The following is a 26,882-nucleotide window of genomic DNA, read 5'->3' as shown; positions in this document are numbered from 1 at the left end:
AGGACCCACCACCATGAGCCAGTGCCCGTCACCTCTCCCCAAGAGCGCGCCCCATCCGGCCCCGGTCATCTCGACATCCGCGGGCAGCGCCATTCTCGCCCTGGATCTCGGCACCACCACGGGCTGGGCGAGCCTGGCGGGCGGGATCGTGCACAGCGGAACCGCCACCTTCCGCTCCGGACGCTTCGATGGCGGCGGCATGCGGTACCTGCGTTTCCAGCGCTGGCTCGAACAACTGGCCGACGACAGCGGTGGGTTGGCCGCGATCTATTTCGAGGAGGTCCGGCGCCATATCGGCACTGACGCCGCCCACCTCTACGGCGGTTTCCTGGCGACGTTGACCGCTTGGTGCGAGCGTGAGGGTGTCGCCTATCAGGGCGTTCCGGTCGGCACCATCAAGCGCTTCGCCACGGGCAAGGGCAACGCCGGCAAGGATGCCGTGCTCGCCGCAATGCGCCAGCGCGGGTTCCAACCCGCCGACGACAACGAGGCCGACGCGATCGCGATCCTGCTCTGGGCCTTGGAGACCCGAGGAGGCGTGCAGTGAAGTGGACACCGAGCCTCGTCGAGGAACGTCTCGCGGAAGCGGCCTTTGTGCTCAAGCGCCTGCCCGAACCCCGGCGGCAGGGCTACTTCAACGTCTGGCCGGAGGTCATCCATAGCTTCGCCGACAAGGTCGGACAGGAGCCGAAGCCGATGCGCGTCATCCCGTCACCCGCCGCGATCAGCCGGATGGAGGAGACGCTCAGCTGGACGGTGGGGCTCGATCCGATCGACGGCAAGATTGTCTGGCTGCGCGCCTACGGCGAGCGCTGGAAAACCATCTGCTGGACCGTGGGATTGCAGCGCTCGGCGGCGCACGAGCACTGGCTCTACGCGCTCTGCGTGATCGCGTGGCGGCTGAATCAGCGGAAAGTCCCGCGACTCCGGTCGCGGCGCTACGTGATTGAAATGGTTAAGGAGGCTTGCGACGATCCCGCTGGACATCCCAATTAACTTCTTGTCCGTACGTTGTCCGTATGATATGGAATCTGGGACAGGAGATCAGCCATGCCCGCAGCCGAAGCCAAGTCCGAACGTATCGAGGTGCGCACCACGCCGAGCATGAAGGCGCTGCTGCAGCGAGCGGCCACGTTTTCGCACAAGAACGTGACGGAGTTCCTGCTCGAAGCGGGCATCCATGCCGCCGAGGAAGCGCTGGTCGATCGGCGCTTGTTCCGGCTGGACGACGCCCAGTGGCAAGCCTTCCAGGATGTTCTCGACCGTCCCGTCCAGAGCAAGCCGCGCCTCGCCAAACTGCTCGCCAAGAAGAGCGTGCTTGAGTGACGGCGGAGGACCAAGCGTTCTCTGCCGTCCGAAAGCTCGACGCTTCCCATAGCGTTGACGCGTTTGATTGCGGCAAAGAGCCCCTGAATCGATTCCTGCAACGCCACGCGCTGGTCAGCCAGAAAGCGGGCAGCGCTCAGACCTATGTCGTTTGTCACGAAGGGCAGCGCGTCGTGGGCTACTACAGCCTCGCGGTCGGCGCCGTCGAACATGGCGATGCGCCTGGTCGGGTCGGCAAGGGGCTGGCTCGTCACCCGATTCCGGTGATGCTCCTCGCTCGTCTTGCCATCGACCGATCCGAGCAGGGAAAGGGACTGGGCAAGGGGTTGCTCAAGGACGCGCTGCTCCGCACGGCCCAAGCGGCCGAGATTGCTGGTATCCGAGCACTGCTCGTACATGCCAAGGACGACGAAGCGCGCGCCTGGTATGAGGCGCTTGACTTCGAGCCAAGCCCGACCGACCCGTATCATCTCTTCCTGCTGATGAAAGATCTGCGAGCGCTCCTCGGCGAGTGACCGCAATCTCGCGAAGCGAGGCGGAAAGTGTCCGCCGGACACTTTTCGAAGAGACGAAAACCCCGGTTCTTGGGTAGATTCTGGCTATCCTCGGGAGAGGCGCGCGCGTCGCGGCCTTGGTCCCGCTTCCAGACGAGTTCGCGGGTCCTTCCTGGCGGAAATCGTATGCTGGCGGGCGAGGCGCGGCGTATCGCTTGGCACAGGCCGATTTTTTGGGAAGCCACCCCTGCCAGACGGAAGCCACCGCCTGCCGAATGACACAAGAAAACCGCGTGATTTCCGTTGGATAGCCGAAGGCCCGGGCTGGCTTCCGGGTGGCTTCCTGCTGGCCTGCAGAATCCACCCGGAGTCCACAGGCGATCCACCGTGGAATCCACCGCAGGATCCACTCTCCCGTTCGCCCAATCGAGCAAGCTGCCCATCGGCTGCATGCGCGTCGAGGCTTCGGCCGCTGAGCCAGCCTGGCCAATCAGCGGCCACCAGCGCCGGTGCCGCCGCTCCCGCGTTCCTGACCCCTCATCGGTTCCTCTTATCCATGACCCTTGCCTTTGCACCCGACCGGATCGAGACGTGGCCGCTCGCGCGCCTCAAGCCCTATGCCGGGAACGCGAAGCAGCATGGGGCCGAGCAGGTGGCGAAGATCGCCGCCAGCATGGCCGAGTTCGGCTGGACCGTGCCCTGCCTCGTGGCCGAGGACGGGGAGCTGATCGCGGGCCACGGCCGCGTTCTGGCGGCGAGCCAGCTCGGGCTGAAGGAGGCGCCGGTGATCGTGCTCGGGCATCTCACGCCCGCGCAGCGCCGGGCCTACCGCATCGCGGACAACAAGCTGACGGAACTCGGAAGCTGGGACGAGGCGTTGCTCTCCGCCGAGCTGCAGGGACTGCTGGCCGAGGACTTCGATCTGTCGCTGGTCGGCTTCTCCGACGGCGAACTCGACAAGCTCCTCGCGCTCGACCCGGACGCAGACGATGAAGACGGCGGGGCTGGCGGCTCGTTTCCGCCGGTGACCATCCCCGAGCCGCCGCGCAACCCGGCCTCACGCAGGGGCGATTTGTGGATCCTCGGGCACCACCGTCTGCTCTGCGGCGACAGCACCAACCATGAGGACGTCCGCCGCCTGATGAACGGCGAGCGCGCCGTGCTCTTTGCCACCGACCCGCCCTATCTCGTGGACTACGACGGCGCGAACCACCCGACGCGGAACAAGGACTGGTCGCAGTCCTATGGGGTGACCTGGGACGACAGTTCGCAGGGCGCGGAACTCTACGACGGCTTCATCGCCGCGGCCATTGCCGAGGCGATCACCGAGGATGCCGCGTGGTATTGCTGGCACGCGTCCCGCCGCCAGGCGATGCTGGAAGCCTGCTGGGAGAAGGCCGGCGCCTTCGTCCATCAGCAGATCATCTGGGTGAAGGACCGCGGCGTGCTCACCCGCTCGCATTATCTGTGGAAGCACGAGCCCTGCTTCATGGGCTGGCGCCGCCCGCACCGTCCGCCGAAGGTCGCCGAGGAGACGCTGCCCTCGACCTGGGAGATGGCCGTGCCTGCCGGCGAGGAGCGCCCCGATCATCCGACGCCCAAGCCGGTGGATGCCTTCGCCATCCCGATGCGCCAGCACGTCGAGCGCGGCGGGCTGTGCTACGAGCCGTTCTGCGGCTCGGGCACTCAGATCATGGCCGGTGAGGCCAACGGCCGGCGTGTCTTCGCGATGGAGATCAGCCCGGCCTATGTCGATGTCGCGATCGAACGCTGGCAGGCCGCCACGGGCCGCGAGGCGATCCTCGAGGGCAACGGGCGGACCTTTGCCGAGGTGAAAGCCGAGCGGTTGGGCGACGGCACGGAACCCATGGCCGATACGCCGGACATGGACACCGCCCCTGAACCCGCGCGAAAGCGCAAGACCGCCGCGTGACATGCATGACTTGGCTTTACCTTCCTCCGGAGACGATTCCGGAGCGGGAGATGCGTGCCTGTTCGGCCTCTCCCTCTGCTCCGGCGCAGGCGGTCTCGACCTTGGGCTCGCCATCGCCATCCCCGGATATCGTGCTGTGGGCCATGTCGAACGGGAAACCTACGCCGCAGCCACTCTCGTGGCGCGGATGGAAGACGCGTCCCTGGATCAGGCTGTTGTCTGGGACGATGTTGGCACCTTCGACGGCCGCCCGTGGCGCGGCGCGGTGGACATCGTCACTGCGGGCTATCCGTGCCAGCCGTTCTCCGTCGCGGGCAAGCGCCGGGGTGCCGACGACCCACGCCACCTCTGGCCTCATGTCGCCCGTATCATCGGCGAGGTCGAGCCGCCCTTCGTCTTCCTCGAAAATGTCGCCCATCATCTCCGCCTCGGTTTCCCCGAAGTCGCCGCAGGACTGGTCGGCATGGGCTACCGCCTTGCGGCGGGCCTCTTCACAGCGGCGGAAGTCGGCGCTCCCCACAAACGCGAGCGTCTGTTCATCCTCGCCATTCGCGAGGGGGACGAGCTGGCCGACCCCGCGCGCCTGCTCTGGAACCCGGTCGAGTGGCGGGAACCGGACGGAACTGCTGCGGCTCTGGCCGACGCCCCGCGCCAGCGCCAACGAAAACCGGCAGACGAAGCCGACGCCCTCGCAGGCAGCGGGGCAGCACGGCATGAACCTCGCGACGACGGCCGCGTTGTGGCCGACGCCGCAGACCGACAGCTTTCGCAGCCGAGGTGGGGAAAGGAAGGACGAGAAGGGTCTGGACCGGATGGCGCGGGATTGGCCGACGCCGATGGCGAACGACGGCTGCAAGCCGAGCGCGGGCAACCGCAGGAGTGCCGACCTGACCCATGCGGCGGGGATGTGGATGACGCCGACGGCGCGGGATCACAAGGATGGGGCGACGACATTGGCGAACACACCGGTGAACGGCCTGCTTGGCCGCCAGGTCCTGGTGACGTCGATGGCTGGGCGCGATATCTCGCCATCGCCCCGGACCTTGAACCCGCTGTTCGTCGAGGCGCTGATGGGCTGGCCCACCGGGTGGACCGGCTTCGGCTCTGTGGCAATGGCGTGGTCCCGCTGGTTGCAGCGCATGCGCTGCGAACTCTGGCGGCTGAACTGCTGGGCGATGGATGAGGCAGAGGCATGAAGCAATCCCGCCTCATGTCGCTGGTCGAGTCCCTTGCCAACGTCGCCGTCGGCTACGGCGTCGCGGTCGTCACGCAGGTCCTGATCTTTCCGATCTTCGGCCTGTATGCGACGCTGGCGCAGAACCTGATGATCGGCGCCATGTTCACGCTGGTGAGCCTTGCGCGCTCCTATGCGCTGCGGCGGCTGTTCGAGCAGCTGCGCGAGCGCCAGGCGCTGGGGCAAGGATCGGCAAGGCCTGATCGGTCGGCGACATGACTGCCAACGGAACTCCCGCACCCATGGGCATGAGCGAGCGGCAATATGCGGCGCATGCCGGGATCTCGCGCGGCGCGGTGCAGAAGGCGCGCGCCGCCGGGCGGCTGGTGCTGCATCCCGACGGCTCGATCGATGCCGCCGCTTCCGATGTGCGCCGCGCCGAGGCCACCGATCCGGCCAGATCCCGCCGCGGCCCGGCAGAGCGCGTCAGGCCCGTGCCCGAGGCCGCCGTCGCCGCCGTGGGCGAGACCCTGCGCGAGCAGGGGCTGGCCGCGCCGCCGGCGAACAGCGCAATGACCTTCCTCCAGGCGCGCACCGCCAACGAGGTGCTGAAAGCCCAGGAGCGGCGCATCCGGCTGCAGAAGCTGAAGGGCGAGCTGGTTGAGCGCGCCCGGGCCGAGGCGCTGGTCTTCCGTCTGGCGCGCGAGGAGCGCGAGGCATGGGTCACCTGGCCGGCGCGGGTGGCGGCGCTGATGGCGGCCGAGCTCTCGGCCGCGTGCAGCGAGGAGGTGAACGTGGAGGTGGCGGCGATGCAGAAAATCCTGGAGGACCATGTCCGCAGCCACCTCGAGGAGCTTGCCGCCCCACGGGCCCCCGACCTCACCTGAGGCGCGCGCGGCGGGCGAGGCCTTCGCCGGCGCGGCTGACATCCTGCGCGCCTGGGCACGCGGTCTCGCGCCCGATCCGCTGCTCGCGGTCTCCGCCTGGGCCGATCGCCACCGGATGCTCGCCGCGCGCGCCTCGGCCGAGCCGGGGCGCTATCGCACGGCGAGAACGCCCTACATGCGCGAGATCATGGACCGGCTCGGTCCGCACGATCCGGTGCAGCGGGTGGTGTTCATGAAGGCCGCGCAGGTGGGCGCGACCGAGGCCGGCAACAACTGGATCGGCTATGTCATCCACCAGGCGCCGGGGCCGATGCTCGCGGTTCAGCCCACGGTGGAGCTGGCCAAGCGCCATTCGCGCCAGCGCATCGATCCGCTGATCGCCGAGAGCCCGGCGCTGCGGGAGCGGGTGAAGCCTGCCCGGTCCCGCGATGCCGGCAACACCATGCTGTCCAAGGAGTTCGCGGGCGGCATCCTGATCATGACGGGGGCCAACTCGGCCGTGGGCCTGCGCTCGATGCCGGCGCGCTACATCTTCCTCGACGAGATCGACGCCTATCCGGCCTCGGCCGACGAGGAGGGCGATCCGGTGAGCCTCGCCGAGGCGCGCTCGCTCACCTTCGCCCACCGGCGCAAGGTGCTGCTGGTCTCGACGCCCACCATCCGCGGGGTGAGCCGGATCGAGCGCGAGTTCGAGGCCTCCGACCAGCGCCGCTACTTCGTGCCCTGCCCGCATTGCGGGGCGATGCAGTGGCTGAAGTTCGAGCGGCTGCGCTGGCACAAGGGCCAGCCCGAGACGGCGGAATATGTCTGCGAGGGCTGCGAGGCGCCCATCGCCGAGCACCACAAGACGGCGATGCTGGAAGCCGGCGAATGGCGCGCCACCGCGACCGCCGCCGATCCTGCCACGACCGGCTACCATCTCTCGGCGCTCTACTCGCCGGTGGGCTGGCTGAGCTGGGCGCGGATCGCGCGCAGCTGGGAGGCGGCGCAAGGCTCTGACGAGGCGATCAAGGTGTTTCGCAACACCGTGCTGGGCGAGACCTGGGTCGAGAGCGGCGAGGCGCCCGACTGGCAGCGGCTCTACGATCGCAGGGAAAGCTGGCCGGCCGGCACCGTGCCCGCGGGCGGGCTGTTCCTGACCGCTGGGTCCGACGTGCAGAAGGACCGCATCGAGGTCGATGTCTGGGCCTGGGGCCGCGGCCTCGAAAGCTGGCTCGTTGATCATATCGTCATCGAGGGCGGGCCGGACCGGCAGGAAGCCTGGGAGCGGCTGAGCGCGCTCCTCGACCGCCCCTGGCCGCACGAGCACGGCGCGCAGCTGCGCATCGCCCGGCTCGCGATCGACACGGGCTACGAGGCCCCGGCGGTCTATGCCTGGGCGCGCAGCGTCGGCTTTGCGCAGGTGGCGCCGGTCAAGGGGGTGGAGGGGTTCAACCGGGCAAGCCCGGTCTCGGGGCCCACCTATGTCGATGCGACCGAGAACGGGCGGCGCCTGCGGCGCGGCGCGCGGCTGTGGACCGTCGCGGTCTCGAGCTTCAAGGCCGAGACCTACCGCTTCCTGCGGCTCGCGCGCCCGACTGCCGAGGAGCGCGCGGCCGGCGCCGGCTTCCCGCCGGGCACCATCCATCTGCCCGACTGGATCGAGAGCGAGTGGCTGCGCCAGCTCACCGCCGAGCAGCTGGTGACGGTGCGCAACCGGCGCGGCTTTGCCCGGCTCGAATGGCAGAAGCTGCGCGAGAGGAACGAGGCGCTCGACTGCCGGGTCTACGCCCGCGCTGCCGCCTGGATCGCCGGCGCCGACCGCTGGGGGGAAGCCCGGTGGCGCGATCTCGAAGGCCAGGTGGGTTCGCTCGATCGGTGTGCCCCGGTGGCGCCAGAGACTGCTGGTTCTCACCCCGGCACGCCAGGGATCGCCTCCGCGGGTCTGGTGCGACGAGCGCCAGCCCGGCGCGGCCGACGGGTGATCACGCCCAGCTATCTCGTTTGAGACCAGGACCATGACGCTTGAGGACATGATCGCGCGCCGCGATGCGCTGCTCGCCGCCCGTTGGCGCGGCGTGCGCACCGTCGAGATCGAGGGGCGCCGCATCACCTATGCGAGCGATGCCGAAATGGCCTCCGCCCTCGGCGACCTCGAACGGCGGATCGCCGAGGCGCAGACCGGCGCGCGCCGCCGCATCGTTCGCACGACGGCAACCAAGGGGCTCTGACCCGTGCTGGAATCGATCACACGGTGGCGCCGCCGCATCGGCGCGCTGGTGGGCGGCTTCGAAGCGGGGCAGGCAAGCCGCAGGCTGCGGCACTTCCAGCCGAGCCGGGCGCATCTCAACACGCTGATCGCGGCTGCCGGCGCCGACATCACCGCGCGCGCCCGCTGGCTGGTGCGCAACAATGGCTATGCGGCGAACGCGATCGAGAGCTGGGCCGGCAATGTGGTGGGCGACGGCATCAAGCCGTCGTCCCTGATCGCCGATGCCGAACTCAAGGCGCGCGTGCAGCGCCTCTGGCTCGACTGGACCGACGACAGCGACGCCGAGGGGTTCACCGATTTCTATGGCCTGCAACGGCGCGCCGCGCGCGAGGTGTTCATCGCCGGCGAGGTGTTCCTCCGCTTCCGTCCGCGCCGGCCCGAGGACGGGCTCGTGGTGCCGCTGCAGCTGCAGATGATCCCCTCCGAGATGCTGCCGCTCAGCCGCAACGAGCAGCTTCCCGGCGGCAATGTCGTCCGCCAGGGCATCGAGTTCGATGGCATCGGCAGGCGCGTCGCCTATCACTTCCTGCGCCGGCACCCGGGCGACGTGACCGATCCGGGGCTCATGGCCGAGACCGTTCGTGTTCCTGCATCCGAGGTCATCCACGTGATCGATCCGGTCGATGCCGGGCAGCTGCGGGGCGTCTCGCGCTTCGCGCCGGGCATCGTGAAGCTGTTCCTGCTCGACCAGTACGACGACGCCGAGCTCGACCGGAAGAAGGTCGCGGCGATGCATGCGCTCTTCATCACCACGCCGGCGCCGGCCGAGTCCTTCGATGTCGCCGAGAGCGACGAAGGCGGCGAGCGGACGATGGACCTGCAGCCCGGCCAGATCGTGATGCTGGAGCCGGGCGAGGAGGTGCAGACCTCGGCGCCGGCGGATGTCGGCCAGACCTACGAGCCGTTCCAGTATCGCACGCTGCTGCAGGTCTCGGCGGCGCTCGGCATTCCGTACGCATATCTGTCGAACGACATGTTGAAGGCGAACTACTCGAACTCGCGCCTCGCGCTCCTCGAGTTCCGCCGCCGCATCGAGGCCTATCAGCATTCGGTCATGGTCTGGCAGATCTGTCGGCGCGTCTGGGCGCGCTGGATGGATACGGCGGTCATGGCCGGCACTCTCGACCTTCCCGATTACGAGGCGCGCCGCCGTGACCACATTGCCTGCTCGTGGCTGCCGCCCAAATGGGACTGGGTCGATCCGCTGAAGGATGCCCGCGCCGAGATCGAGCAGATCGAGGCGGGGCTCAAGAGCCGCACCCAGGCCCTCGCCGAGCGCGGCTACGACGCCGATCAGGTCGATGCCGAGATCGCTGCGGACCGTGCGCGAGAGCGCCAGCTCGGGCTTGCCTTTGGCAAGGCGTCCATCCCAACCGACCCGTCCGGGACGGATGAATCCGTCCCCGCGACGGAAGCGCAATCTCTCGACACCTGAGGAGGTCGTGATGACCGAACGGACGTTCACGATCGATGCGGTCTGCGCGGCCACGGGCGTCAGCCCGGCGTGCATCCACAAATGGATCAATCTGCAATATGTCAATCCGATCCATCCGACGCGGCGCGGCGTTCACCGTCCCTTCACGCTCCGGGACGCCATCCATCTGGCTGCGATCAAACAGTTGCAGGTACTGGGGCTTCCCGTGTCGCGTGCGGCTACGATCATCGGTCACTCGCCCTTGGAGACGGCGGGGCAGGATGTTCTGACCGCCCGCATCGGCGACGCAGAAATTCGCCTCGACATGACCGCGATCGCCGCGCGCGTCCGTACGAGGCTCCTCGCCTAAGGACGTGCCAATGATGCATCGGTCCTATCTCGCTCGGCTCTTGGGCCAGCCGCTGGCGATCGCGCCGCGCGCGCTCGATGGACTGCTCGCCGCCGATCTGACCGTCGATACGCGATCCGCGATCATGCCGATCCTCCCCGACGCCGATCGGGCGGCATCGCGTGGCTTCACGGTGACCGAGAGCGGCATCGCCGTGGTGCCGGTGCTCGGACCGCTGGTGGGCCGGGGCGACTGGCTGACGGCGCTCTTCGGCGCGACCGACTATGGCGCGATCGGCAGCGCCGTCGCGGCGGCCTTCGCCGATCCCGCCACCCGCGCCGTGCTGCTCGAGCTCGACTCGCCGGGCGGCGAGGTCGGCGGCCTGTTCGACCTGGTCGATCGCCTCGTGTCCCTGCGCGAAGCCGCGCAGAAGCCGCTCTGGGCGGTGGCGAGCGAGAGCGCGCTGTCGGCCGCCTTCGCCATCGCCAGCGTGGCGGACCGCCTCTACGTTACCCGCACCGGTGAGGTCGGTTCGGTCGGCGTCGTCGCCATCCATGTCGACGAGAGCGCCGCCGACGCGATGGCCGGCCTCAAGTGGACGCTCATCCACGCGGGCGCGAAGAAGGTCGATGGCAATCTCCACGAGCCGCTCTCGCCTGAGGCCTTCGCCGACATCCAGGCCGATGTCGATGCGCTGCATGACGAACTCGTCGCGCTCATCGCGCGCAACCGGAACATGAGCCCGGACGCGGTCCGCGCAACACAGGCCGCTACATATCGCGGCCGGCGCGGCATCGACGTCGGTTTCGCGGACCGCTTGGGCAGCGTCGACCAGGCCCTCGCCGACCTCGCCGCGACGCTCGATCGACCGGTCCGAAGCCGGGGTCTCGCCCCGGCGAAGGCAGGCGCCCAGCGGCGCACCTCTGCCGTTCAACCTCCAAGGAGCAAGCTCGACATGACCACCGATACCGAAGTGGCGAACGATACAGCCGCCAACATCGAGACGGATGCGCCCGCCTCCAATCCTCCGGAATCCCAGGTGGACGACGGCCAGGCACCGGAACCTGCACCGGCGGCTCCCGTCTCCGCACCGGCTTCGCCCGAAGCCCCGGCTGAGACTGCAGCCGAGCGGCTCCGGGCCGAATATGCCGAGATCGCCGCCATCGCGGCGCAGGCGGGCCGGCTTGGGCTGACCATCGATGCGGCGGACGCCATGGCGAGGGGAATCAGGCCCGAAGCGCTGCGCCGCTCCGTGCTCGACGCACTCGCGGCACGTGCCAAGGCGAGCGCCGTGGTTGTCGCGGCGCCGCAGGCGCCTGGCCCTGGCGACAGCCCCATCGTCCGCCGTGCGCGAGAGCGCGCCGCGACCACCAACCGCAACGCATGAGGAGGTGATCCATGCCCGCGCTGACCATGCCGCCCACGCTGGGCGATCTTCTCAAGTATGAGCTCAATGCGAGCTACTGCCGCGAGGCTGTGACCCTCAAGGCCGGAACGAGCTATGCACTCGGTTCCGTGCTCGGGCGGATCACCGCTTCGGGCAAGTACCGACTTGCGCCGGCGGCCCAGGTTGTCGGTGACGAGGGCGCGGAAGTCGCAAGCGCCGTTCTGACCGAGGCGGTCGACGCCACGGCCGGTGACAGGACCGGCCTCGTCATCGCCCGCGGGCCCGCGATCGTTTCCAGGGCGGCGCTCGTCTTCGACGCCTCCGTCGATGACGCGGCCAAGGCGGCCGCCAAACACGCCGAGCTCAGCGCTGCCGGCATCGTGCCGCGCGACACCGCCTGATCTTCACGTTTCCCCTCTGACTCTCTGACCGGCTCCAAGGCTTCCGCCTCGGGGCTTTTTTCATGCCCGTTCCAGCCCAAGGAGACCCGACCCCATGGTCGCCATGATCAACCCGTTCGACGCGGGCGGCTACTCGCTCGCCGAGATGACCCAGGCCATCAACATCCTGCCCAATGTCTACACCCGGCTCGGGCAGATGGGCCTGTTCCGCTTCGATGGCATCACCCAGCGCTCCGTCGTCATCGAGCAGGCCGAAGGCGTGCTCAACCTCCTGCCCACCGTGCCGCTGGGCGGTCCCGCCACCGTCGCCAATCGCGACACGCGCTCCATGCGCTCCTTCACGGTGCCCTGGATCCCGCACGACGACGTGATCACGCCGCAGGATATCCAGGGCGTGCGCGGTTTCGGCGTCGCCGACGCCGCCGATCCGCTCGCCACCGTCATGGAGCGCAAGCTCACCCGCATGCGGGTCAAGCACGCCCAGACGCGCGAGTACATGGAGGTCAACGCGCTGCGCGGCATCGTCAGGGATGGCGCCGGCACCACGCTCTACAACTACTTCACCGAGTTCGGGCTGGCGCAGCAGGAGACGGACTTCCTGCTCGGCACCGCCGGCACCCAGGTCCAGGGCAAGGTGCGCGACGTGCTCAGGAAGATCGAGACCGAGCTCAAGGGCGAGACCATGACCGGTGTGCTCGCGCTCGTCAGTCCTGAGTTCTTCGACAGGCTGATCGGTCACGCCAAGGTCGAGGAGGCCTACAAGTACTATTCCTCGACCGGGGCGCAGCCGCTGCGCGAGGACACGCGCCGGCGCTTCCCCTTCGCCGGGATCGTGTTCGAGGAGTACAATGCCACCGTCACCCTCTCGACCGGCGCAACGGAAACGCTGATCCCCTCCGGCGAGGGCATCGCCTTCCCGCTTGGCACGCTCGACACCTTCGTCACCTACGGTGCGCCTGCCAACCTGATCGAGACGGTCAACACGGTCGGCCTGCCGATCTACGCGCGGCAGATCGCCCGGCCCGATGGCAGCGCGATCGAGGTCAAGACCGAGGCGTCGATCCTGCCTGTCAACAAGCGCCCGCGGCTCGCGGTGCGCATCTTCTCGAGCAACTGAGCATGAGCCCCTTCGCGGAGGCCATCGACGATCTCTTCGCCGATCCCAACCTTGCGCGCGATGGCCTCTGGCGGGCGGGCGGCAGCGGTGCGCCTGTGCCGGTGCGGGTGGTGCTGCGCCGTCCCGACCGGGTGGTTGGCTGGGGCGAGACCCGCCTGCACGCGCCGACCGCGCTTGCCGATCTGCGCATGGCCGAGGTGCCGCTGCTTTCTGCCGGAGACACGATCGAAGTCGCAGGCGAGACGTGGATCGTGCAGGGCGAACCGCTCGGCGATGCCGAGCGCCTCGTCTGGACGGCGGAGCTGCGCGGGCCATGAGGCTTGAGCTTACCACCATCGGCGATCTCAGGCAGATCATGGCCGAGGAGGTGGCCGCGGCTGAGCAGGCGGTGAGCGGCGCCGTCGCCGAGGCGACCGGCGGGCTCAAGGACGAGCTGCGCGCGCAGGTGACAGGCGCGGGGCTGGGAACGCGGCTGGCGCGCACCTGGCGCGGACAGGTCTGGCCCAAGGGCGAGGCGAGCCTCGGGGCGGCGGGGCTGGTGTGGTCGAAGGCGCCGCTGATCATCCGCGGCCATGCCGAGGGCGCGCTGATCCGCGCGCGGCATGCCACCTTCCTTGCCATTCCGACCGAGGCGGCCAGGGCGATGCGTGCCGGCGGGCGGCGGCTGACCCCGCGGCTGTGGGAGCAGCGCATGGGCCAGCCCCTGCGCTTCGTGCCGGGACGAGCGGGCCGGCCGGCGCTGCTGGTCGGCGAGAACCTGCGCGCGCGCAGCGGCCGGCGCGGCGGCTATGCCCGCGCGAGTACTACGGCGATGCGCACCGGTCACGGACTGGTGAGCGTGGTGCTGTTCGTGCTGGTGCCGCAGGTGCGCCTCAGCAAACGGCTCGATGTGGGCGGCGCGGCCGAGCGCTGGATCGCCCGGCTCGAGGACCGCATCGTGCGGCGCTGGAACTGACGACGATCGGGAAGATGCCATGTCGAAGCGGGAGGCCATCCTTGCCGCGCTCGCCGCGCAGCTCGGCGCTCGGCTGTCAGCGCCGGTGCGGCGCAATGCCGCACTACCGGAGAAGGTGCCGGCAGAGGGGCTCGTCATCCTGCGCGACGGCGAGCCCGGCGAGCCCGAGGTGACGCTGAACCCGCGGCGCGAATGGTACCGCCACCGCATCGAGCTCGAGGCCTATATGTCCCAGCCTGCCGGTGGCGGCGGCGAGGCGGGGCTCGATGCCCTGCTTGGCGCGATCGGCGCCGCGCTCACGGCAGACGAGACGCTCGGCGGGCTGGCCGAGACGCTCGTCCCCTCCGCCCCGGAGATCGGCGTGCTGGCCATCGAGGGCGCCGCACCGCTGCTCAGCGCGAGGATCGTGCTGACCGCCGAATATCTGGTCAGCGATCCGCTCGGCGGCTGAGCGGCAGACGGTCAGGCAATTGGGCAGAATGGGCGCGTCATGAGGCCCGAAAAGCAGGGGCCTCCCGAAGAGGCCCCGCGCCCAGCGGTCGAAACCACCGGAGGTGCGGCGGCGTCATAAGGCAATGTCCCGGCAACGTCCATGAGCGATCAGGCCGCGGGGCGCAGGTCCTCGACCACGATCTCGTCGGCCCGTGCGCGGGCACGCGCCATGTCGTGAGCCGTCTGCATGCGCATGAGCGTCTCGGCCCGGATACCGAAGGCCTTCTCGAAGCGGATCGCCATCTCGGCCGACAGCGCGGCCCGCCCGTTGAGCAGGCTGCTCAGCGCCTGGCGCGAGACATGGAAGCTGCGCGCCAGCCGATTGATGCTCACCCCGTAAGGCGTGAGCACCTCGTGCCGCAGCCATTCGCCGGGATGAACCGCCAAGGAGGGATGCATGGAAAGCGCCATCAGTGGTAATCCTCCAGATCGACTTCGGCGATGGTGTAGGCATCGCGCTTCACAAAGGTCAGCCGCCAGTTGCGGGTCACGCTCATGGCCCAGCGTCCGGCCTTGTCGCCGCTGAGCGGATGCAACCCGAAATTGGGCGGAAGCGCCAGTTCTTCGAAGCTTGCCGCAGCATCGATGAAGGCGAGCATCCGCCGGATCCGCGCGACATCGCCGACAAGGCCCTTGGGATCGCCCGTCTCGAAAAAACGGCGAAGGCCCTTGTGGACGATGCTTTCGATCTCCATGACCCACCCTGTCAAGCCTTGCTTGACATGTCAAGTCAGGCTTGTCGAGTCAGCCCGTCGGAGTCCACCTGCTTCAGCCGCACGATCCCGAGCAGCGTCTCCCTGAGCGTCTCGCTCGCCCTAGCGGCTGGCGCTGGCGGTGGGACCGACGCGCAGGGCCCCGGCGTGGCCGACGTGGTAGTGCCAGCCCTGCGGCGCCTTGGGATGGCTGCAGGTGGGCACGGTGGTGCGCTGCGTGGCCGCTTCGGGCACACGGCGCTCGCCCGCGGCGAGGAGAGCGGCGAGCAGACGGTCGTGCAGCTTGGCCTTGGCCATGGCTCAGCCTGCCGCTGCCAGACGATAGACCCGGCCCCGGCCCTCCTCCTTCTGCGAGGAGACGGCAAGGCCGAGGCGGCGGGGGAGCGCATGGGAGAGCGCGGCGCGCACGGTGTGGGGCTGCCAGCCCAGCGCGGCGCTGATCTCGGCCACGCTGGCGCCTTCGGGCGCCTCGAGCATGGCGATGAGCGCGGCCTGCTTGGTGCCTTGGCGAACGCGGCGCGGCGGCGCAGCGGCAGGCGGGGCGTTGACCGTTGCGGTCTCCGGTTCGGGATCGCACACATGGCAGCGGGTGGTGTGCTCCAGCTCGGTGCCGGCCTGATGCCGGTGGCGGCCCGCACCATCGCAGTGCGGACAGCCAGTCGCCGTTGGCGCTGCGGCATCGGGCGCGGCGCTGGTCTCCTGCGGGCCATCCGGTTCCGGTTCCGGCGCGATCCCGATCGCGGCAAGGCCTGCGTGGGTGATGTGGAGCAGGGTGGCGCGGCCGTCCTCGTCGTTGCGCCAGAAGGCGTTGCACGCAGGATCCGCCTTGGCCCAGCTCTTGGTGACGGTCTCGGCGATCAGCCCGCGACGCTTGAGCGCTTCCACCACCCGCGCGGCGTTGCGCGCGCGCAGGCCGCCGGAAAGGCTGGCGGGGAGCGGCAGGAGATTGCCATCCTCGCGCTGCGCGGCTGCGGCGAGCACCACGAGCTGCGTGTCGGAGAGTTTCATGATGCTGTTCCTTCCCTGTCCTGTCAGATGAACCCGACCCAGCCATTCCATGCCCGGCCATGGGTGATGACGTCCCCGGTCTGGCTGTCGGTCACCCGACCGTGGATGGTGCGGCGCGACGAGGCGGACGCTGCTTCGAGCGCCTCATGCAGCGCACGTCGCGCGTCGATATGGTCGCTGAAAGCCGCAAGCTCGCGGCTGCGGCGACGGCTTTCGATTGTGACCACATAGCGGGGCATGGCTTGGTCTCCCTGCCTCTCAGCCTTCGATCCCGAGGAAGCGGGCGACCTCGCGCAGCTGGTTGCGGGCGTGGGCGATGCTGCCGACATGGGCCCAGTTCACGCTCTCGGGCGCGGCATGGAAGTGCTCGTCGCTCAGCGCCCGCAGCTGGCCCAGCAGCGTGTCGATCTCGGCCTTGACGGCGATGAAGGCGGAAAGGGCCTGTTGCTGATTGCGGCGGGCCCCGTCGGCGCACCCCCCGTCGGCGCGGGCCTCATGGCGGGCGGTGGTGGTCTGGCTCATGGCTTGGTCTCCCTTGCGATGCACGTCCGCAACTCGCGGCGTGTCATCCTGTTCGCTCTGTCCGCGCTGCTTATCAACTCACCAAGCACATGATTTGGAACAATAATCCTGTCCCGCGCGCGCATGGCCCGCGCGGCATTCCCGTCCCCCAGTCCTGCCGGAGATGACCCATGCCCAAACTGCGTGCCTATGGCGCGGACGCGACGCTGAAGATCGCCCGCGAGACCAGCTATGGCGTGATGCCATCGAGCGGCTGGCGCAGCCTCGACTTCCGCTCGACCGACCTGTCCGCGATGCAGCCGCTCGGCGAGGATCCGCTGCTCGGGCGCGGGCGCAATGCGCAGGATCCCTGGCGCGGCCTCGTCACCGACGAGGGGCAGATCGATGTGCCGATCGACCTGCGCGGCACCGGCTTCTGGCTGACCGCGCTGTTCGGCCTGCCCGTCACCAGCAATGTGGCCGCGCGCGGATCGATCACCTTCGCCGCCAACCCTGCCGCGGGGCAGACGATCACGCTCAACGGGGTGGTGTGGACCTTCGTCACCGGCACGCCGGGGGCGCTGCAGACCCAGATCCAGGCGACCGTGACCCAGACCATCGACCAGCTGGTCACCAATCTCAACGCCTCGGCCAATCCCGAGATCAGCAAGTGCACCTACAGCCGTCCGGCCAGCACCCAGCGGCTCGAGATCGTCTTCGATACGGCCGGGCCTTCTGGCAATGCCTTCACCATCGCCGCCTCGCATGCTTCGCCCTCGGGTCCGCGGCTCACCGGTGGCGGGCATGAGCACCTCTGGCAGAGCGGGGCCGACGAGATCCCGAGCCACACGATCGAGATCGGCCATCCCAAGCTCACCACCCCGGTGTTCTTCCGCCATCTCGGCACCATGGCCGAAAGCATCGAGTTCGAGCTCGGCCAGGACGGCCCGGCCAATGCCCGCCTGCAGCTGGTGGCGCAGGGCGAGGAGCGCTCCGCCACCACCGTCGATGCCGCGCCCGCCAGCTGGGCGCCGCGGCGCTTCGCCCAGGCGCGCGGCTTCGTGCGCCGCGGTGGGCAGCCGCTCGCCGGGGTCACCGGCGGCAGTCTCACCTTCTCCAACAGTCTCGAGCGTATCCGCACGATCCGCGATGACGGCAAGATCGATGCCGCCGATCCGACGCTGGCCACCGCCAGCGGCACGCTGGCGCTGCGCTTCGATGGGGCGACGCTCATGGGCGAGGCGAGCGATGGCGATCCGGTCGCGCTCGAATATGGCCTCACCATGCCCGAGGGCTATGCCCTGCGCTTCGAGCTGCCGCGGGTGTTCCTGCCGCGCAGCAAATACGCGATCAGCGGCCCCGGCGGGGTCGAGGCCCGCTACGAGTGGCGCGCCGCCTTCGACGAGGCCGAGGGCACCATGCTGCGCGCCCGCCTGCTCAACGATGTCGCCAGCTATGCGTAAGGAGGAGTGTTCCCGATGATCCGTCTCGATCTTGCCCGCGCGCCGTTCTGGCTCGATCTCGGCCATGGGGTGCGCCTGCTGGTCGCGCCGCTCACCACCGCGCTGATGGCCGCCGCGCGCAGCGATCCGCTGGTCGCCGGCCTTGGCGAGGGCGCTTCGAACGAGGCGCTTGCGGTGGCCATGGCCAAGGCGCTGGCGCGGCTCGCGGTGCGCGACTGGGAAGGGGTGGGCGATGCCGATGGCAATCCCCTGGCCGTGAGCGGCGATGGCCTCGATGCCCTGCTCGACCTCCTGCCCTTCTTCGAGGCCTTCCAGCTCGGCTATGTTGCGAAGGGCCTGCTGCTGGAGGAGGAAAAAAACGCCTCGCACGGCTCGCCGAGTGGCACTTCGGCGGAGGCGAGCGCTATTGCCGCGCCTGCAGCACCACCTGCGCCCAGTGCCCTGCCGTCCTGAACCGACCGCACACGCTCGAGGGCGCTCTGGTCTGGGATCTGGCGCAGCGCCTCGTCGGCCAGCTGCGCGCCGTGCCGGGCGCGGTCCTTGGCCTCGACCTCGCCGCCGCGCTCGCCATGGCCGAGGCGCTCGGCATCGATGCCCGCGCGGCGGCCGAGTTCCTGCCCGCGATCGAGGCGATGATGGTGCGCGGGATCAATGCGCAGATGGCCGCGGAGAGGGGCTGAGCAGACACCTATTGGGGGCGTTTGGCGAAGAATTGCACGTCATCGAGACCCTCGAAATGGGCATCGCAGGTCAGCAGGCGCGCGCCATGGATGCGCGCGCTTGCCAGCATGACGGCATCGGCGGTGGCCAGACGATGCTCGCGGCAAAGCTCGGCTGCCAGCAGCGCGATGTGGGTGTCGAGCGTCACGACCTGGCAGGTCTGGGTGAAGGCGATGGTGCGATCGGCCGCGTCCTCGTCAACCTCGCGGGTGAGCCATTTGGCAAGCTCGAGCTGGACCATGGTGGGAACCAGCCAGCGATCCGGCTCCGGCAGCAGCGGGGCAAGGCGCTTTCCCGTTGCCGAGCCGACCAGCCATTCGATCCAGGCCGAAGTATCGACCAGGATCATCAGGTCCTGTCCGCCCGGTCGCGGAAATCCTCGGTTCTGGCGCCCTTGGCCATGCCTTCGAGGTCCGCCTTGCTCGGCACCGGCATGAGCAGGATGCCCGAGCCCTTGGGAATGAAGGCAAACTTCAGCCCCGCCCGCCAGTGCTGGGCCGAGCGGATCGCCTTGGGGATGCTGATCTGGAACTTCGAGGAAAGGGTTGCGGTCTCGGCCATCGGCTTGCTCCTGATTGATCGATCAAAGGAACGTAAGAAAAGCATTCTGACAAGGCAAGGATATCCCGACCCATGGCTGACAAACGCGTCTCGGTTCGGCTTGCGGTGGTGGGCGGGCGCGAGGTGCGCGCGGAGCTGGCCGGGATCGGCGAGGCCGGCGAGCGCAGCACGCAGCGCCTTGCGCGGGGGATGGATGCGGCGGGCGAGCGCACGGCCGCGCTGCAGGCGCGCATCCGGATCGCGGCCGCCGCCATGGCCGCGGCCTTTGCCGCCGGTGTGGTGACCATGGTGCGCTCCGGCCTCGAGCTCATCGACAGCCAAGCCAAGCTTGCCCAATCGATCGGCACCACGGTGGCCAGTGTGCAGACGCTGCAATGGGCGGGCGAGCTGGCCGGCGTGTCGATGGGCGAGATCGAGCAGGCCACCTTCCAGCTCACCCGGCGCCTGAGCGAGGCGGCGGCCGGCAGCGGCGCAGCGGTGGGCGCCCTGCAGCGCCTGCGCCTTTCGGCCGCCGCGCTCCAGGCCCTGCCGGTCGATCGGCGCATCATCGCCATCCGCGAGGCGCTCGAGCGCTTCGTGCCGCCGGCCGAGCGGGCGGCGGTGGCGAGCGACCTGTTCGGCAACCGCGCCGCGCTGGCATTCATGCGGATCGATACGGCCACGCTCCAGCAGGCGACCCGCGACGTCGCCGACTTCGGCGTGGCGGTCTCCCAGAGCGATGCCGCGGCGATCGAGGAGGCGGGCGATGCCATCGCAAGGCTGCAGCTGGTCTGGCAGGGGCTGGTCAACCAGCTGACCGTGGCCGCCGCCCCGGTGCTCATCGCCATCGCCGATGGGCTGGCCGCGCTGGCGCGGCGCAGCGGCGTGGTGGGCCAGGCGATCGGGCTGCTGATCGACAATATCGGCCGGCTGGTGGCGACCGGGCTTGTCCTGGCCGCCTTCATGGCCGGGCGCTGGGTGGCGAGCCTGGCGGCGGCCGCGCTCGCGACCGGCAGCCTTGCCACCGGGCTGGTGGTGCTGCGCGGCGCGCTGGCGCGCACGGGCATCGGCCTCGTGATCGTGGCGGCGGGCGAGCTGGTCTACCAGTTCTCCCGGCTCGTGCAGGGCGCGGGCAGCTTCGGCGAGGCCCTGGCGCTGCTCGGCGATCTCGCGCGCGAGGTGTGGGAGCGCATGGGCCTCCTCGCTGAGGTGGCCGGAGAGCGGATCGCCGCGGTCTGGCACGCGATCCGCGCCGCGGTGCTCGAGGCGCTCGATGGCGCGGTGCGCGGCGTGGTGGCCTTCGCCAACCGCACGGTCAACCTGTTCGAGGCCGCGCTGACTGCCGCGATTGCGATCTGGCAGCGCCTGCCGCAGGCGCTCGGCGATCTGGCGGTGCGCGCCGCCAATGCCCTGATCGGGGCGCTCGAGCGGATGCTGAACGCCGCCGTGCGCGGCATCAACCGCCTGCTCGCGGCGGCCAATGCCGGGCTCGACCTGTTGGGTTCCGAGCGGCGCATCGCGCTGGTGCCCGAGATCGACCTGCCGCGGATCGACAACCGCTTCGCCGGGGCCGCGGCGCGGGCCGGCAGTGCCGCAAGGCGCGCCTTTGCCGAGGCCTTCGCCGACGATCCCTTCGCCATGCCCGAAGGAATGGGGCGCATGGCGGGCGAGGCGCGAGAGCAAAGCGATGCGGCCTTTGCCCGCGCCGATGCCCTGCGCGCGCAGGCGCTCGCGCCGCTCGCCGCGCTCGAGGCGCTGGGCGAGGCGATGCAGCAGGCCGACCGCAGGATCGGCGAGGCTGGCGAGGCCGCCGCCATGCTCGACGAGCGCCTCGAGGCGATCGGTGGCGGCGGCAATGCGGCTGCGGCCGGGGGCGGCAACGGCGGATCGGCTGGCCGAGAGCCCGGCGGCGGCGCCGAGGGTTCGGCCGAGCGCGCGGGGCGTGCTTCGCGCGAGGCCGGAGAGGTGATCACGCAGGCGGCCGAGCAGGCCGCGCGCGGCTGGGCGGCGGTACGCGAGGAACTGGCGCGCTATGCCGAGGAGGCGGCCAACTGGGGCAAGGGGCTGGGCCAGGCGCTGACCGGCGCCCTGCGCTCGGCCGAGGATGCCTTCGCCCGCTTCGTGACCACCGGCAAGCTCGACTTTCGCGGGCTGATCGACTCGATCCTTGCCGATCTCGCCCGGCTGGTGTTCCGCCAGGCGGTGACCGAGCCGCTCGCGCGCATGTTCTCGCAAGGGCTGGATCTTGGCAACCTCTTCGGCTCGCTGTTCGGTTCGATCTTCCATGCCGGCGGGGTGGTGGGCGCGCCCGCGCCGATGCGGCGGGTGCCCGCGCTTGCCTTCGCTGCCGCGCCGCGGCTCCATGGCGGCGGGGTGGCCGGGCTCGGCCCGCACGAGGTGCCCGCGATCCTCGAGCGCGGCGAGGTGGTGCTCACCCGCCGCCAGGCCGCCAAGCTCGCCGGGCAGCTCTCCGAGCGGGCCGCAGCGGGCGATGTGGTGATCAACTTCAACGGGCCGGTGAGCAATCGCGAGGAGGTGCGCCGCTCAGCCGCGCAGGCCGGCGCCCGCCTCGCGCGCATGCTCGGCGAGGGGCGGCGGGGGGTCTGAGGCTCGGTCAAGGCAAGACGGACCAGGGATTTACGAGGTTCACACCGGTATCCTCGAAATGCCTGACGTTACGCGTCGCCAGCATGGTCTTGCGCGCCAGCGCGATGCCGGCGATCTGCACGTCACGGATTTCGATCGGCTTTCCTTGCTGACGCCTGCGCGCGGCGAGGCGGGCAGCGGCATCGGCTGCACCCTCGTCGAAGGGAAGAACCCGTCCCTCGAGGTCGGAAGCCAGAACCAGGTCGAAGGCTTCCTCAAGCGAACGGCGCCTGCGGCTCTCGCTCAGAAGCTCGATGCCGAAGCGGATTTCGAAGGCCGTGATGGTCGAGGTCCAGATCGAGCCGGATGGCAAGCTGTCGAGCCAGGCAATGATCGCCGGATCCGGTTCGTCGCGCATCAGAGCCGAGACGACGTTGGTATCGAGCAGGATCATCAGTCGAACACGGCTGGCTGTGCCATCTCACCGCGCAGCTCGGGAATGTCCTGCTTGAGTCCCAGGCCGGCAAAGCGGGCGGCGATGCGCGAACCGAGCGGGATGTCGGGCACATCCTCCTCAAGTGCCGCACGCCGCAGGATGCAGCGCACTTCCTCTTCCGTGCTGCGGCCATGGCGCCGGGCCCGTTTCTGCAGCCGCCGTTTGACCTCTTCATCGAGATTGCGAACCACCAGTTGAGCCATCGCATGCCTCCTTTTGATATCATGATATCGAATATGACGATGCGCGCCAAGCCCTCTCGAGTCAGTCGGGAGAACCGAGCCCAATGACCGACTTCGACGACGTGCTCTTTCCCATCGGCATCTCCATCGGCTCGAGTGCGGGGCCGGAGTTCTCGACCGAGGTGACAGAGGTGGCATCGGGCTTCGAGCAGCGCAACCGCAACTGGGCCGGGGCGCGGCGGCGCTTCAACGTGGCGCCGGGGGTGCGCACCCTTGCCGATCACGAGGCGCTGCTCGCCTTCTTCCATGCCCGGGCCGGGCGGGCGCGGGGCTTTCGCTTGCGCGACTGGTCCGACTGGAAGTCGTGCAGCGTTCGTGCCGCGCCTTCGCCCACCGACCAGCTGCTCGGCACCGGCGACGGGGCGCGGCAGTTCTTCCAGCTGATCAAGACCTATGGCAGCGGGCCGAGCGCGCATATTCGCCGCATCACCCGCCCCGTGGCGGGCAGCGTGCGCGTGGCGCTGGGCGGGATCGAGCAGGCCTCCGGGTTCACGGTCGCGCACGACACCGGTCTTGTCATCTTCGACAGTCCCGTGCCGGCCGGCGTGGCGGTGAGCGCGGGCTTTGCCTTCGACGTGCCGGCGCGCTTCGATACCGACCGGCTCGAGGCGAGCGCGCCGGTGCCCGGGGTGATGCGCTTCGACGAGATCCCGATCGTGGAGATCCGCGAATGAGCCGCCTCGTCACCTGGCCGCGCCGCGCCGAGGCCGATGCCACGATCCGCCGCTTCGAGCCGGCATACTGGACGGTCGACTTTCCGCTGCCGATGATGGCGAGCGTCATCACCACCGGGCCGGATGCGCTGCGAGTGCGCGCGGTGTTCCGCACCAACCGCGACCTTGCCGGCCTGATCTGGCACACCGAGGACCGGGCGGACCACGGCCTGTTCGCCTACCACCGCGCGCGGGACTGCCGCGGCTGCGTGCTGGAGTTCGACTGGTTCTCCTCTGGCATCCGGCCAATGGACCGGCTGCAATCGGTCTCGCTCACGGTCGAGACATACCGCAATGGCACCCACTACGTGCGGCTGTGGAACTATGCCACCAGCGGCACGCCCGATGCCTGCCACATCCGCATGGTGCTCGACGAGACCACGCGCGGCGGCTTCTACGCCGATGCGCCAGTGCCCTGGCACGATGTGAAGCGCCTGTTCATCTCGCTGCAGCCGCTCGCCGCCGGGCGGGGCGACTGCGCGCTCGCCGCCCCGGCGGCACCGGGGACCAGCACGATCACGCTCAACGTCGGCGATGGCGGACCGATCGCCCCGGGCGCGCGGGTCTATATCCTCGGCTCGCATCCCGATGTCCCGGCCTATACCGTCACTTCCGCCACCAGCGGGCCGGTGCAGACCCTCGCCATCACCCCGCCGCTGGTGACCGGCGGCGGCACCCCGATCCCGGCCGGGGCCGAGGCCTTCGTCGAGACCGCCGAGCCCGAGCCGCTCGGCGAGGCGCAGGCCGAGGTGAGCCTCACCAACATCACCGTCTCCGGCCCCAACAGCACCCTGCCGCTGCGCAGCGCCCCGCTTGACGCGCACGACCTGAGGATGGCCGATGGCTTCGACAACGCCTATCCCTTCACCCCTGAGCGGCTGGCGCGCCAGGTCCACGCGCTGGGCTATCGCGGGCCTTACGTGCTCTACATGGGCATCTCCAAGTTCCACGCGCTCGTCTGGGATGCGGGGGAACAGCGCCACGTGGTCGATGCGGGCGCCTATCCGCTCAACGCGCCGACGGTGCAGTGGCTTGCCGACTTCCTCGCGCGCCTGCACGCCCTGGGCTACACGGTGATCGTCTCGGTCTCCTTCGAGATCCTCGCCCGCTTCATGCCCTCGGCCTGGGCGCAGCGCGCGCATGACGGCACCATGGCCACGACCGGCTGGGAGCCGCCCTCGAGCCTGATCGCGCCGACCCATCCGCAGGCGCTGGCCTGGCTGCGCGCGGTGTTCCTCGCGGTGCTGGACCTGCTGCCGGAAGGCGCGCCGCGCCACTTCCAGATCGGCGAGCCGTGGTGGTGGGACGGCAGCTTCGGCAATCACGCCCCGCACATCTACGATGCCACCACCGAGGCGGCCTACACCGCGGCGACCGGCCAGGCGGTGCCGACGCCGCGGCTCGCCACCATCTTCGGCCAGCCCGCCGCGCAGCATCTGCCCTATCTCGCCTGGTGCCGCGACCAGCTGGGCGTCGCCACCCGCTGGCTGGTCGAGGCGGTGCGCGGGGCCGGGGCCGCAGAGCGCATGCCCCAGATCGAGCGGCGCTTTCGCGGCGGGGCCGATGCCTGGGACAGCCCCGGCGCGGGCGCGATCGAGACGCAGGCATATTTCGGCCGGGGCGGCAGCAACGGGAGCGAGGGGCGCAGCCACCTGCTGGTCTTCACCCCGCAGATCCTGCGCGAGGATGCGCCGATGCTGCGCACGCTCAACTTCCCCGAGGCCGACTGGCAGCATCCCGCCTTCGACGTGCTGCAGATCGAGGATTATGACTGGATCGCCGAGGCGCGGCACGATCTTGCCCGTCTGACCTGGCTGCTCGCCACCCGGGTGCTCGGCTATCCCAAGGAGCAGATCCACTACTTCGCCGGGTTCACCTTGAGGCCCGAGACCACCTGGATCTGGCACGAGACCGACCGGGCGATCTGGCGCGCCTTCCGCGAGGGGCCGGCCGAGGTGTTCGTCTGGAGCCGCGAGCAGGTGATGCGCGACGGCTGGACCTTCGACCGGCGCGACTGGAAGCTGTGGGGCGGCCTCACCCACCTTGCCCAGTGCTGGCGGATCGAACGCACCGACGGGGTGGTGCTGGGGTTCACCTCGCACGACCGGCCGCTGGTGGTGGACGGGCTCGCCTACCAGCCCGCCAATGCCTTCTCGGCCAGCCAGATCGCCTCGGCCGCCGACATGTCGGTGGGCGATGTCGAGCTGCTGGGCGCGCTCGATGCCGAGGCGATCACCGCCGCGGACCTGCTCGCCGGGGTCTATGACCATGCCGCGGTCGAGCTGTTCGTGATCGACTGGAGCGCGCCCGATCTGCCGCGCACCATCGTGCGGCGCGGGCGGATCGGCACGGTGAGCGCGGCGGGCGGCTCCTTCCGCGCCGAGCTGCGCGGGCTCGCCCAGGCGATCCAGCAGCCGGTGATCGACAGCTACAGCCCCGAATGCCGGGTCGATCTCTATTCGCCCCAATGCGGGGTGAGCCGCGCCGCCCATGCCGCAAGCGCCGTCGTCACCGCGCTCACCGATGGCAGCCTCGGCGCGGTGAGCGACAACCGGGTGTTCCAGGCTTCCGGCCTCGGCAAGCCCGACGGCTGGGCCGACTATGGCGAGCTCGTCTGGACGAGCGGCGCCAATGCCGGACGGCGCTGCGAGGTGCGCAGCCAGGTGGGCGGGCGGATCGAGCTGTGGGAGCCGATGGGGCGCGACATCGCCGTGGGCGATGGCTTCATCCTCCATGCCGGCTGCGACAAGGCGCTGGCCACCTGCCGCGACAAGTTCGCCAACGTGCTCAACTTCCGCGGTGAGCCGCACGTGCCGGGGCAGGATGCGATGCTGCGCTATCCCGATCCGCGCGGCTGAGCGCGGTCTTCGACCCTCTTTCCAGCCAAGCCTCATCACCTTGCGCCCCGCCGGGCTGGCGGCGGGGCGCCGATGGAGACTGCCATGATCCGCTATCTCGTCAATCGCATGCGCGAACCCTCGACCTGGGCGGGGTTCGCCGGCCTCGCGCTCGCGCTCGGGATCTCCGAGGCCGAGTGGCAGGTCTGGTCCGCCGCGGCCGCCGCGCTCGCCAGCCTCGCTGCCATGCTGCTGTGGGAGCGCCCCGGGGCCGACCGGGGCGAGGCGGGCGAGCCGTGAGCCCGTGGCGCAGCCTGCTGCCGATGGGCGCCGGCCTCATCCTGCTGGCGCTGGCCGCGCTCGTGCTCTGGCAGTTCGGGGCGGCGCGCAAGGCCGAAGGCGAGGCCCGCGCCGCGGCCGAAGCGGCGGCGCGCTGGCAGGCCGCGCTCGAGGCGCAGACCCGGCAGATCACTGCGCTCGAGGCTGCTGCAGCAGCGCGGGCGAGCGCGGCGAGCACCGCCCATGCCCTCACCCGCGAGAAGCTGCAGCCGATCATCATCCACTCGCTCGAGGAGGCCCGCACCCATGAGACCACCCCTGCCGGCGCTGTGCTGTGCCTTGATGCTGGGCGCGTGCAGTCCATCGAGGCCAGCGCCGCTGCCCTTGGCCTGGAAGGTGCCGCCGCCCCCGGCGGTGGCGCTGCAGCCCTGCACGCGCACCCCGCTCCCGACCGGCCCTGACGGCACGCTCACCGCCGCCGGGGCCGAGCGCGCGCTGCGCCAGCGCGACATCGACCTTGCCCTGTGCGAGGCCCGCCGCCGCGCCGCAATCGCGGCCTGGCCCGATGTGACCCCCGACCCTGCGCCCTGAACCCGAGGACCCC

The 26,882-nt window shown here is 70.0% G+C and carries 37 protein-coding genes and 1 pseudogene; 28 read left to right on the top strand and 10 right to left on the bottom strand.

All coding sequences use genetic code 11. The features are described 5' to 3' along the window. The first annotated feature begins 13 nt into the window (after window positions 1-13). From HUW43_RS03150 to HUW43_RS03065, 19 genes and pseudogenes are all read left to right on the top strand, one after another. Window positions 14-547, top strand: coding sequence for a crossover junction endodeoxyribonuclease RuvC (locus HUW43_RS03150; protein WP_113453648.1), 534 nt, complete (start codon window positions 14-16; stop codon window positions 545-547). Beyond that, window positions 544-996: a DUF6362 family protein gene (locus tag HUW43_RS03145; protein WP_188236048.1), complete on the top strand. Its 453-nt coding sequence runs from the start codon at window positions 544-546 to the stop codon at window positions 994-996. The genes HUW43_RS03150 and HUW43_RS03145 overlap by 4 nt, the downstream gene beginning before the upstream one ends. Before the next feature lie 54 nt (window positions 997-1,050). Further along, window positions 1,051-1,326: a DUF1778 domain-containing protein gene (locus HUW43_RS03140; RefSeq protein WP_086620131.1), complete on the top strand. Its 276-nt coding sequence runs from the start codon at window positions 1,051-1,053 to the stop codon at window positions 1,324-1,326. Next, entirely contained in the window at window positions 1,323-1,841 is a 519-nt protein-coding gene (locus tag HUW43_RS03135; protein WP_086620132.1) for a GNAT family N-acetyltransferase, read from the top strand. Before HUW43_RS03140 ends, HUW43_RS03135 begins: the two co-directional genes overlap by 4 nt. A 535-nt stretch (window positions 1,842-2,376) precedes the next feature. Further along, window positions 2,377-3,753, top strand: coding sequence for a site-specific DNA-methyltransferase (locus tag HUW43_RS03130; protein ID WP_027442681.1), 1,377 nt, complete (start codon window positions 2,377-2,379; stop codon window positions 3,751-3,753). A gap of 1 nt (window position 3,754) precedes the next feature. Beyond that, window positions 3,755-4,264: pseudogene (locus HUW43_RS16000) on the top strand (DNA cytosine methyltransferase); the annotation flags it as partial. A gap of 202 nt (window positions 4,265-4,466) precedes the next feature. Continuing rightward, window positions 4,467-4,949, top strand: coding sequence for a hypothetical protein (locus HUW43_RS15615; RefSeq protein ID WP_027442683.1), 483 nt, complete (start codon window positions 4,467-4,469; stop codon window positions 4,947-4,949). After that, a complete protein-coding gene (locus HUW43_RS03120) occupies window positions 4,946-5,206 on the top strand; it encodes a hypothetical protein (RefSeq protein ID WP_188236047.1) in 261 nt (86 codons plus the stop codon). Before HUW43_RS15615 ends, HUW43_RS03120 begins: the two co-directional genes overlap by 4 nt. Before the next feature lie 29 nt (window positions 5,207-5,235). Further along, the gene (locus HUW43_RS03115) at window positions 5,236-5,814 is read left to right on the top strand and encodes an elements of external origin (protein ID WP_223181234.1); all 579 of its coding nucleotides are present in this window, start codon (window positions 5,236-5,238) and stop codon (window positions 5,812-5,814) included. Further along, a complete protein-coding gene (locus tag HUW43_RS03110) occupies window positions 5,759-7,801 on the top strand; it encodes a phage terminase large subunit family protein (RefSeq protein ID WP_188236045.1) in 2,043 nt (680 codons plus the stop codon). Before HUW43_RS03115 ends, HUW43_RS03110 begins: the two co-directional genes overlap by 56 nt. Before the next feature lie 10 nt (window positions 7,802-7,811). Next, window positions 7,812-8,024, top strand: a complete 213-nt coding sequence (locus HUW43_RS03105; RefSeq protein WP_188236044.1) for a phage head-tail joining protein — start codon at window positions 7,812-7,814, stop codon at window positions 8,022-8,024. 3 nt (window positions 8,025-8,027) lie between these two features. Further along, entirely contained in the window at window positions 8,028-9,500 is a 1,473-nt protein-coding gene (locus HUW43_RS03100; protein ID WP_188236043.1) for a phage portal protein, read from the top strand. 10 nt (window positions 9,501-9,510) lie between these two features. Then, complete coding sequence (locus tag HUW43_RS03095) at window positions 9,511-9,849, top strand: MerR family transcriptional regulator (protein ID WP_188236042.1); 339 nt, start codon at window positions 9,511-9,513, stop codon at window positions 9,847-9,849. Window positions 9,850-9,859: 10 nt separating this feature from the next. Next, complete coding sequence (locus HUW43_RS03090; protein ID WP_188236041.1) at window positions 9,860-11,215, top strand: S49 family peptidase; 1,356 nt, start codon at window positions 9,860-9,862, stop codon at window positions 11,213-11,215. A gap of 11 nt (window positions 11,216-11,226) precedes the next feature. Next, a complete protein-coding gene (locus tag HUW43_RS03085; protein WP_188236040.1) occupies window positions 11,227-11,616 on the top strand; it encodes a head decoration protein in 390 nt (129 codons plus the stop codon). Between the two features lie 94 nt (window positions 11,617-11,710). Next, window positions 11,711-12,733: a major capsid protein gene (locus HUW43_RS03080; protein ID WP_188236039.1), complete on the top strand. Its 1,023-nt coding sequence runs from the start codon at window positions 11,711-11,713 to the stop codon at window positions 12,731-12,733. A gap of 2 nt (window positions 12,734-12,735) precedes the next feature. Beyond that, complete coding sequence (locus tag HUW43_RS03075; protein WP_188236038.1) at window positions 12,736-13,050, top strand: hypothetical protein; 315 nt, start codon at window positions 12,736-12,738, stop codon at window positions 13,048-13,050. Next, window positions 13,047-13,688, top strand: coding sequence for a DUF6441 family protein (locus tag HUW43_RS03070; protein ID WP_188236037.1), 642 nt, complete (start codon window positions 13,047-13,049; stop codon window positions 13,686-13,688). The genes HUW43_RS03075 and HUW43_RS03070 overlap by 4 nt, the downstream gene beginning before the upstream one ends. A gap of 19 nt (window positions 13,689-13,707) precedes the next feature. After that, complete coding sequence (locus HUW43_RS03065; protein ID WP_027443815.1) at window positions 13,708-14,139, top strand: hypothetical protein; 432 nt, start codon at window positions 13,708-13,710, stop codon at window positions 14,137-14,139. Between the two features lie 149 nt (window positions 14,140-14,288). Here the strand turns inward: HUW43_RS03065 and HUW43_RS03060 are convergent, their stop codons facing one another. The 6 genes from HUW43_RS03060 to HUW43_RS03035 form a co-directional block, all read right to left on the bottom strand. Then, a complete protein-coding gene (locus HUW43_RS03060) occupies window positions 14,289-14,591 on the bottom strand; it encodes a HigA family addiction module antitoxin (RefSeq protein WP_027443816.1) in 303 nt (100 codons plus the stop codon). Next, window positions 14,591-14,875 (bottom strand): type II toxin-antitoxin system RelE/ParE family toxin, encoded by a 285-nt coding sequence (locus HUW43_RS03055; RefSeq protein WP_027443817.1) that lies wholly within the window; start codon window positions 14,873-14,875, stop codon window positions 14,591-14,593. Before HUW43_RS03055 ends, HUW43_RS03060 begins: the two co-directional genes overlap by 1 nt. A gap of 120 nt (window positions 14,876-14,995) precedes the next feature. After that, window positions 14,996-15,190: a hypothetical protein gene (locus HUW43_RS03050; protein ID WP_027443818.1), complete on the bottom strand. Its 195-nt coding sequence runs from the start codon at window positions 15,188-15,190 to the stop codon at window positions 14,996-14,998. Between the two features lie 3 nt (window positions 15,191-15,193). Then, on the bottom strand, window positions 15,194-15,901 hold the full coding sequence (locus HUW43_RS03045) for a DUF3489 domain-containing protein (protein WP_188236036.1): 708 nt from the start codon (window positions 15,899-15,901) through the stop codon (window positions 15,194-15,196). Window positions 15,902-15,924: 23 nt separating this feature from the next. Continuing rightward, on the bottom strand, window positions 15,925-16,140 hold the full coding sequence (locus HUW43_RS03040; RefSeq protein WP_027443820.1) for a hypothetical protein: 216 nt from the start codon (window positions 16,138-16,140) through the stop codon (window positions 15,925-15,927). Window positions 16,141-16,159: 19 nt separating this feature from the next. Continuing rightward, on the bottom strand, window positions 16,160-16,423 hold the full coding sequence (locus HUW43_RS03035) for a hypothetical protein (RefSeq protein WP_036857850.1): 264 nt from the start codon (window positions 16,421-16,423) through the stop codon (window positions 16,160-16,162). Between the two features lie 170 nt (window positions 16,424-16,593). Here HUW43_RS03035 and HUW43_RS03030 point away from each other — a divergent pair, with 170 nt between their 5' ends. From HUW43_RS03030 to HUW43_RS03020, 3 genes are all read left to right on the top strand, one after another. Then, complete coding sequence (locus tag HUW43_RS03030; RefSeq protein WP_188236035.1) at window positions 16,594-17,865, top strand: phage tail tube protein; 1,272 nt, start codon at window positions 16,594-16,596, stop codon at window positions 17,863-17,865. A gap of 15 nt (window positions 17,866-17,880) precedes the next feature. Further along, window positions 17,881-18,318, top strand: coding sequence for a hypothetical protein (locus tag HUW43_RS03025; RefSeq protein WP_188236034.1), 438 nt, complete (start codon window positions 17,881-17,883; stop codon window positions 18,316-18,318). A 71-nt stretch (window positions 18,319-18,389) separates the two neighbouring features. Further along, on the top strand, window positions 18,390-18,545 hold the full coding sequence (locus HUW43_RS03020; RefSeq protein WP_223181244.1) for a hypothetical protein: 156 nt from the start codon (window positions 18,390-18,392) through the stop codon (window positions 18,543-18,545). 8 nt (window positions 18,546-18,553) lie between these two features. Here HUW43_RS03020 and HUW43_RS03015 read toward each other — a convergent pair whose 3' ends face one another. Then, window positions 18,554-18,934, bottom strand: a complete 381-nt coding sequence (locus HUW43_RS03015) for a type II toxin-antitoxin system VapC family toxin (protein ID WP_188236033.1) — start codon at window positions 18,932-18,934, stop codon at window positions 18,554-18,556. Then, window positions 18,934-19,146: an AbrB/MazE/SpoVT family DNA-binding domain-containing protein gene (locus tag HUW43_RS03010; RefSeq protein WP_188236032.1), complete on the bottom strand. Its 213-nt coding sequence runs from the start codon at window positions 19,144-19,146 to the stop codon at window positions 18,934-18,936. Before HUW43_RS03010 ends, HUW43_RS03015 begins: the two co-directional genes overlap by 1 nt. A 72-nt stretch (window positions 19,147-19,218) precedes the next feature. On the opposite strand from HUW43_RS03010, the gene HUW43_RS03005 reads away from it, so the two are divergent. After that, window positions 19,219-21,732, top strand: coding sequence for a phage tail tape measure C-terminal domain-containing protein (locus HUW43_RS03005; protein WP_188236031.1), 2,514 nt, complete (start codon window positions 19,219-19,221; stop codon window positions 21,730-21,732). A gap of 7 nt (window positions 21,733-21,739) precedes the next feature. Here the strand turns inward: HUW43_RS03005 and HUW43_RS03000 are convergent, their stop codons facing one another. After that, a complete protein-coding gene (locus HUW43_RS03000) occupies window positions 21,740-22,165 on the bottom strand; it encodes a type II toxin-antitoxin system VapC family toxin (RefSeq protein ID WP_188236030.1) in 426 nt (141 codons plus the stop codon). Then, window positions 22,165-22,410 (bottom strand): FitA-like ribbon-helix-helix domain-containing protein, encoded by a 246-nt coding sequence (locus tag HUW43_RS02995; protein WP_188236029.1) that lies wholly within the window; start codon window positions 22,408-22,410, stop codon window positions 22,165-22,167. The genes HUW43_RS03000 and HUW43_RS02995 overlap by 1 nt, the downstream gene beginning before the upstream one ends. 83 nt (window positions 22,411-22,493) lie before the next feature. On the opposite strand from HUW43_RS02995, the gene HUW43_RS02990 reads away from it, so the two are divergent. The 5 genes from HUW43_RS02990 (at window position 22,494) to HUW43_RS02970 (ending at window position 26,869) form a co-directional block, all read left to right on the top strand. Further along, a complete protein-coding gene (locus tag HUW43_RS02990) occupies window positions 22,494-23,123 on the top strand; it encodes a DUF2460 domain-containing protein (RefSeq protein WP_086620089.1) in 630 nt (209 codons plus the stop codon). Further along, window positions 23,120-26,020 (top strand): DUF2163 domain-containing protein, encoded by a 2,901-nt coding sequence (locus HUW43_RS02985; protein ID WP_188236028.1) that lies wholly within the window; start codon window positions 23,120-23,122, stop codon window positions 26,018-26,020. The genes HUW43_RS02990 and HUW43_RS02985 overlap by 4 nt, the downstream gene beginning before the upstream one ends. Window positions 26,021-26,104: 84 nt before the next feature. Further along, on the top strand, window positions 26,105-26,299 hold the full coding sequence (locus HUW43_RS02980) for a hypothetical protein (protein WP_188236027.1): 195 nt from the start codon (window positions 26,105-26,107) through the stop codon (window positions 26,297-26,299). Then, on the top strand, window positions 26,296-26,739 hold the full coding sequence (locus tag HUW43_RS02975) for a hypothetical protein (RefSeq protein WP_188236026.1): 444 nt from the start codon (window positions 26,296-26,298) through the stop codon (window positions 26,737-26,739). Before HUW43_RS02980 ends, HUW43_RS02975 begins: the two co-directional genes overlap by 4 nt. Beyond that, the gene (locus HUW43_RS02970) at window positions 26,693-26,869 is read left to right on the top strand and encodes a hypothetical protein (protein ID WP_188236025.1); all 177 of its coding nucleotides are present in this window, start codon (window positions 26,693-26,695) and stop codon (window positions 26,867-26,869) included. Before HUW43_RS02975 ends, HUW43_RS02970 begins: the two co-directional genes overlap by 47 nt. Window positions 26,870-26,882 lie beyond the last annotated feature (13 nt).

The organism is Sphingopyxis sp. LK2115, from assembly GCF_014595975.1.
Taxonomy (GTDB): Bacteria; Pseudomonadota; Alphaproteobacteria; order Sphingomonadales; family Sphingomonadaceae; genus Sphingopyxis.
Note: the sequence above shows the minus strand (reverse complement) of the source record. Positions and strands in the feature narration are given on the sequence as shown.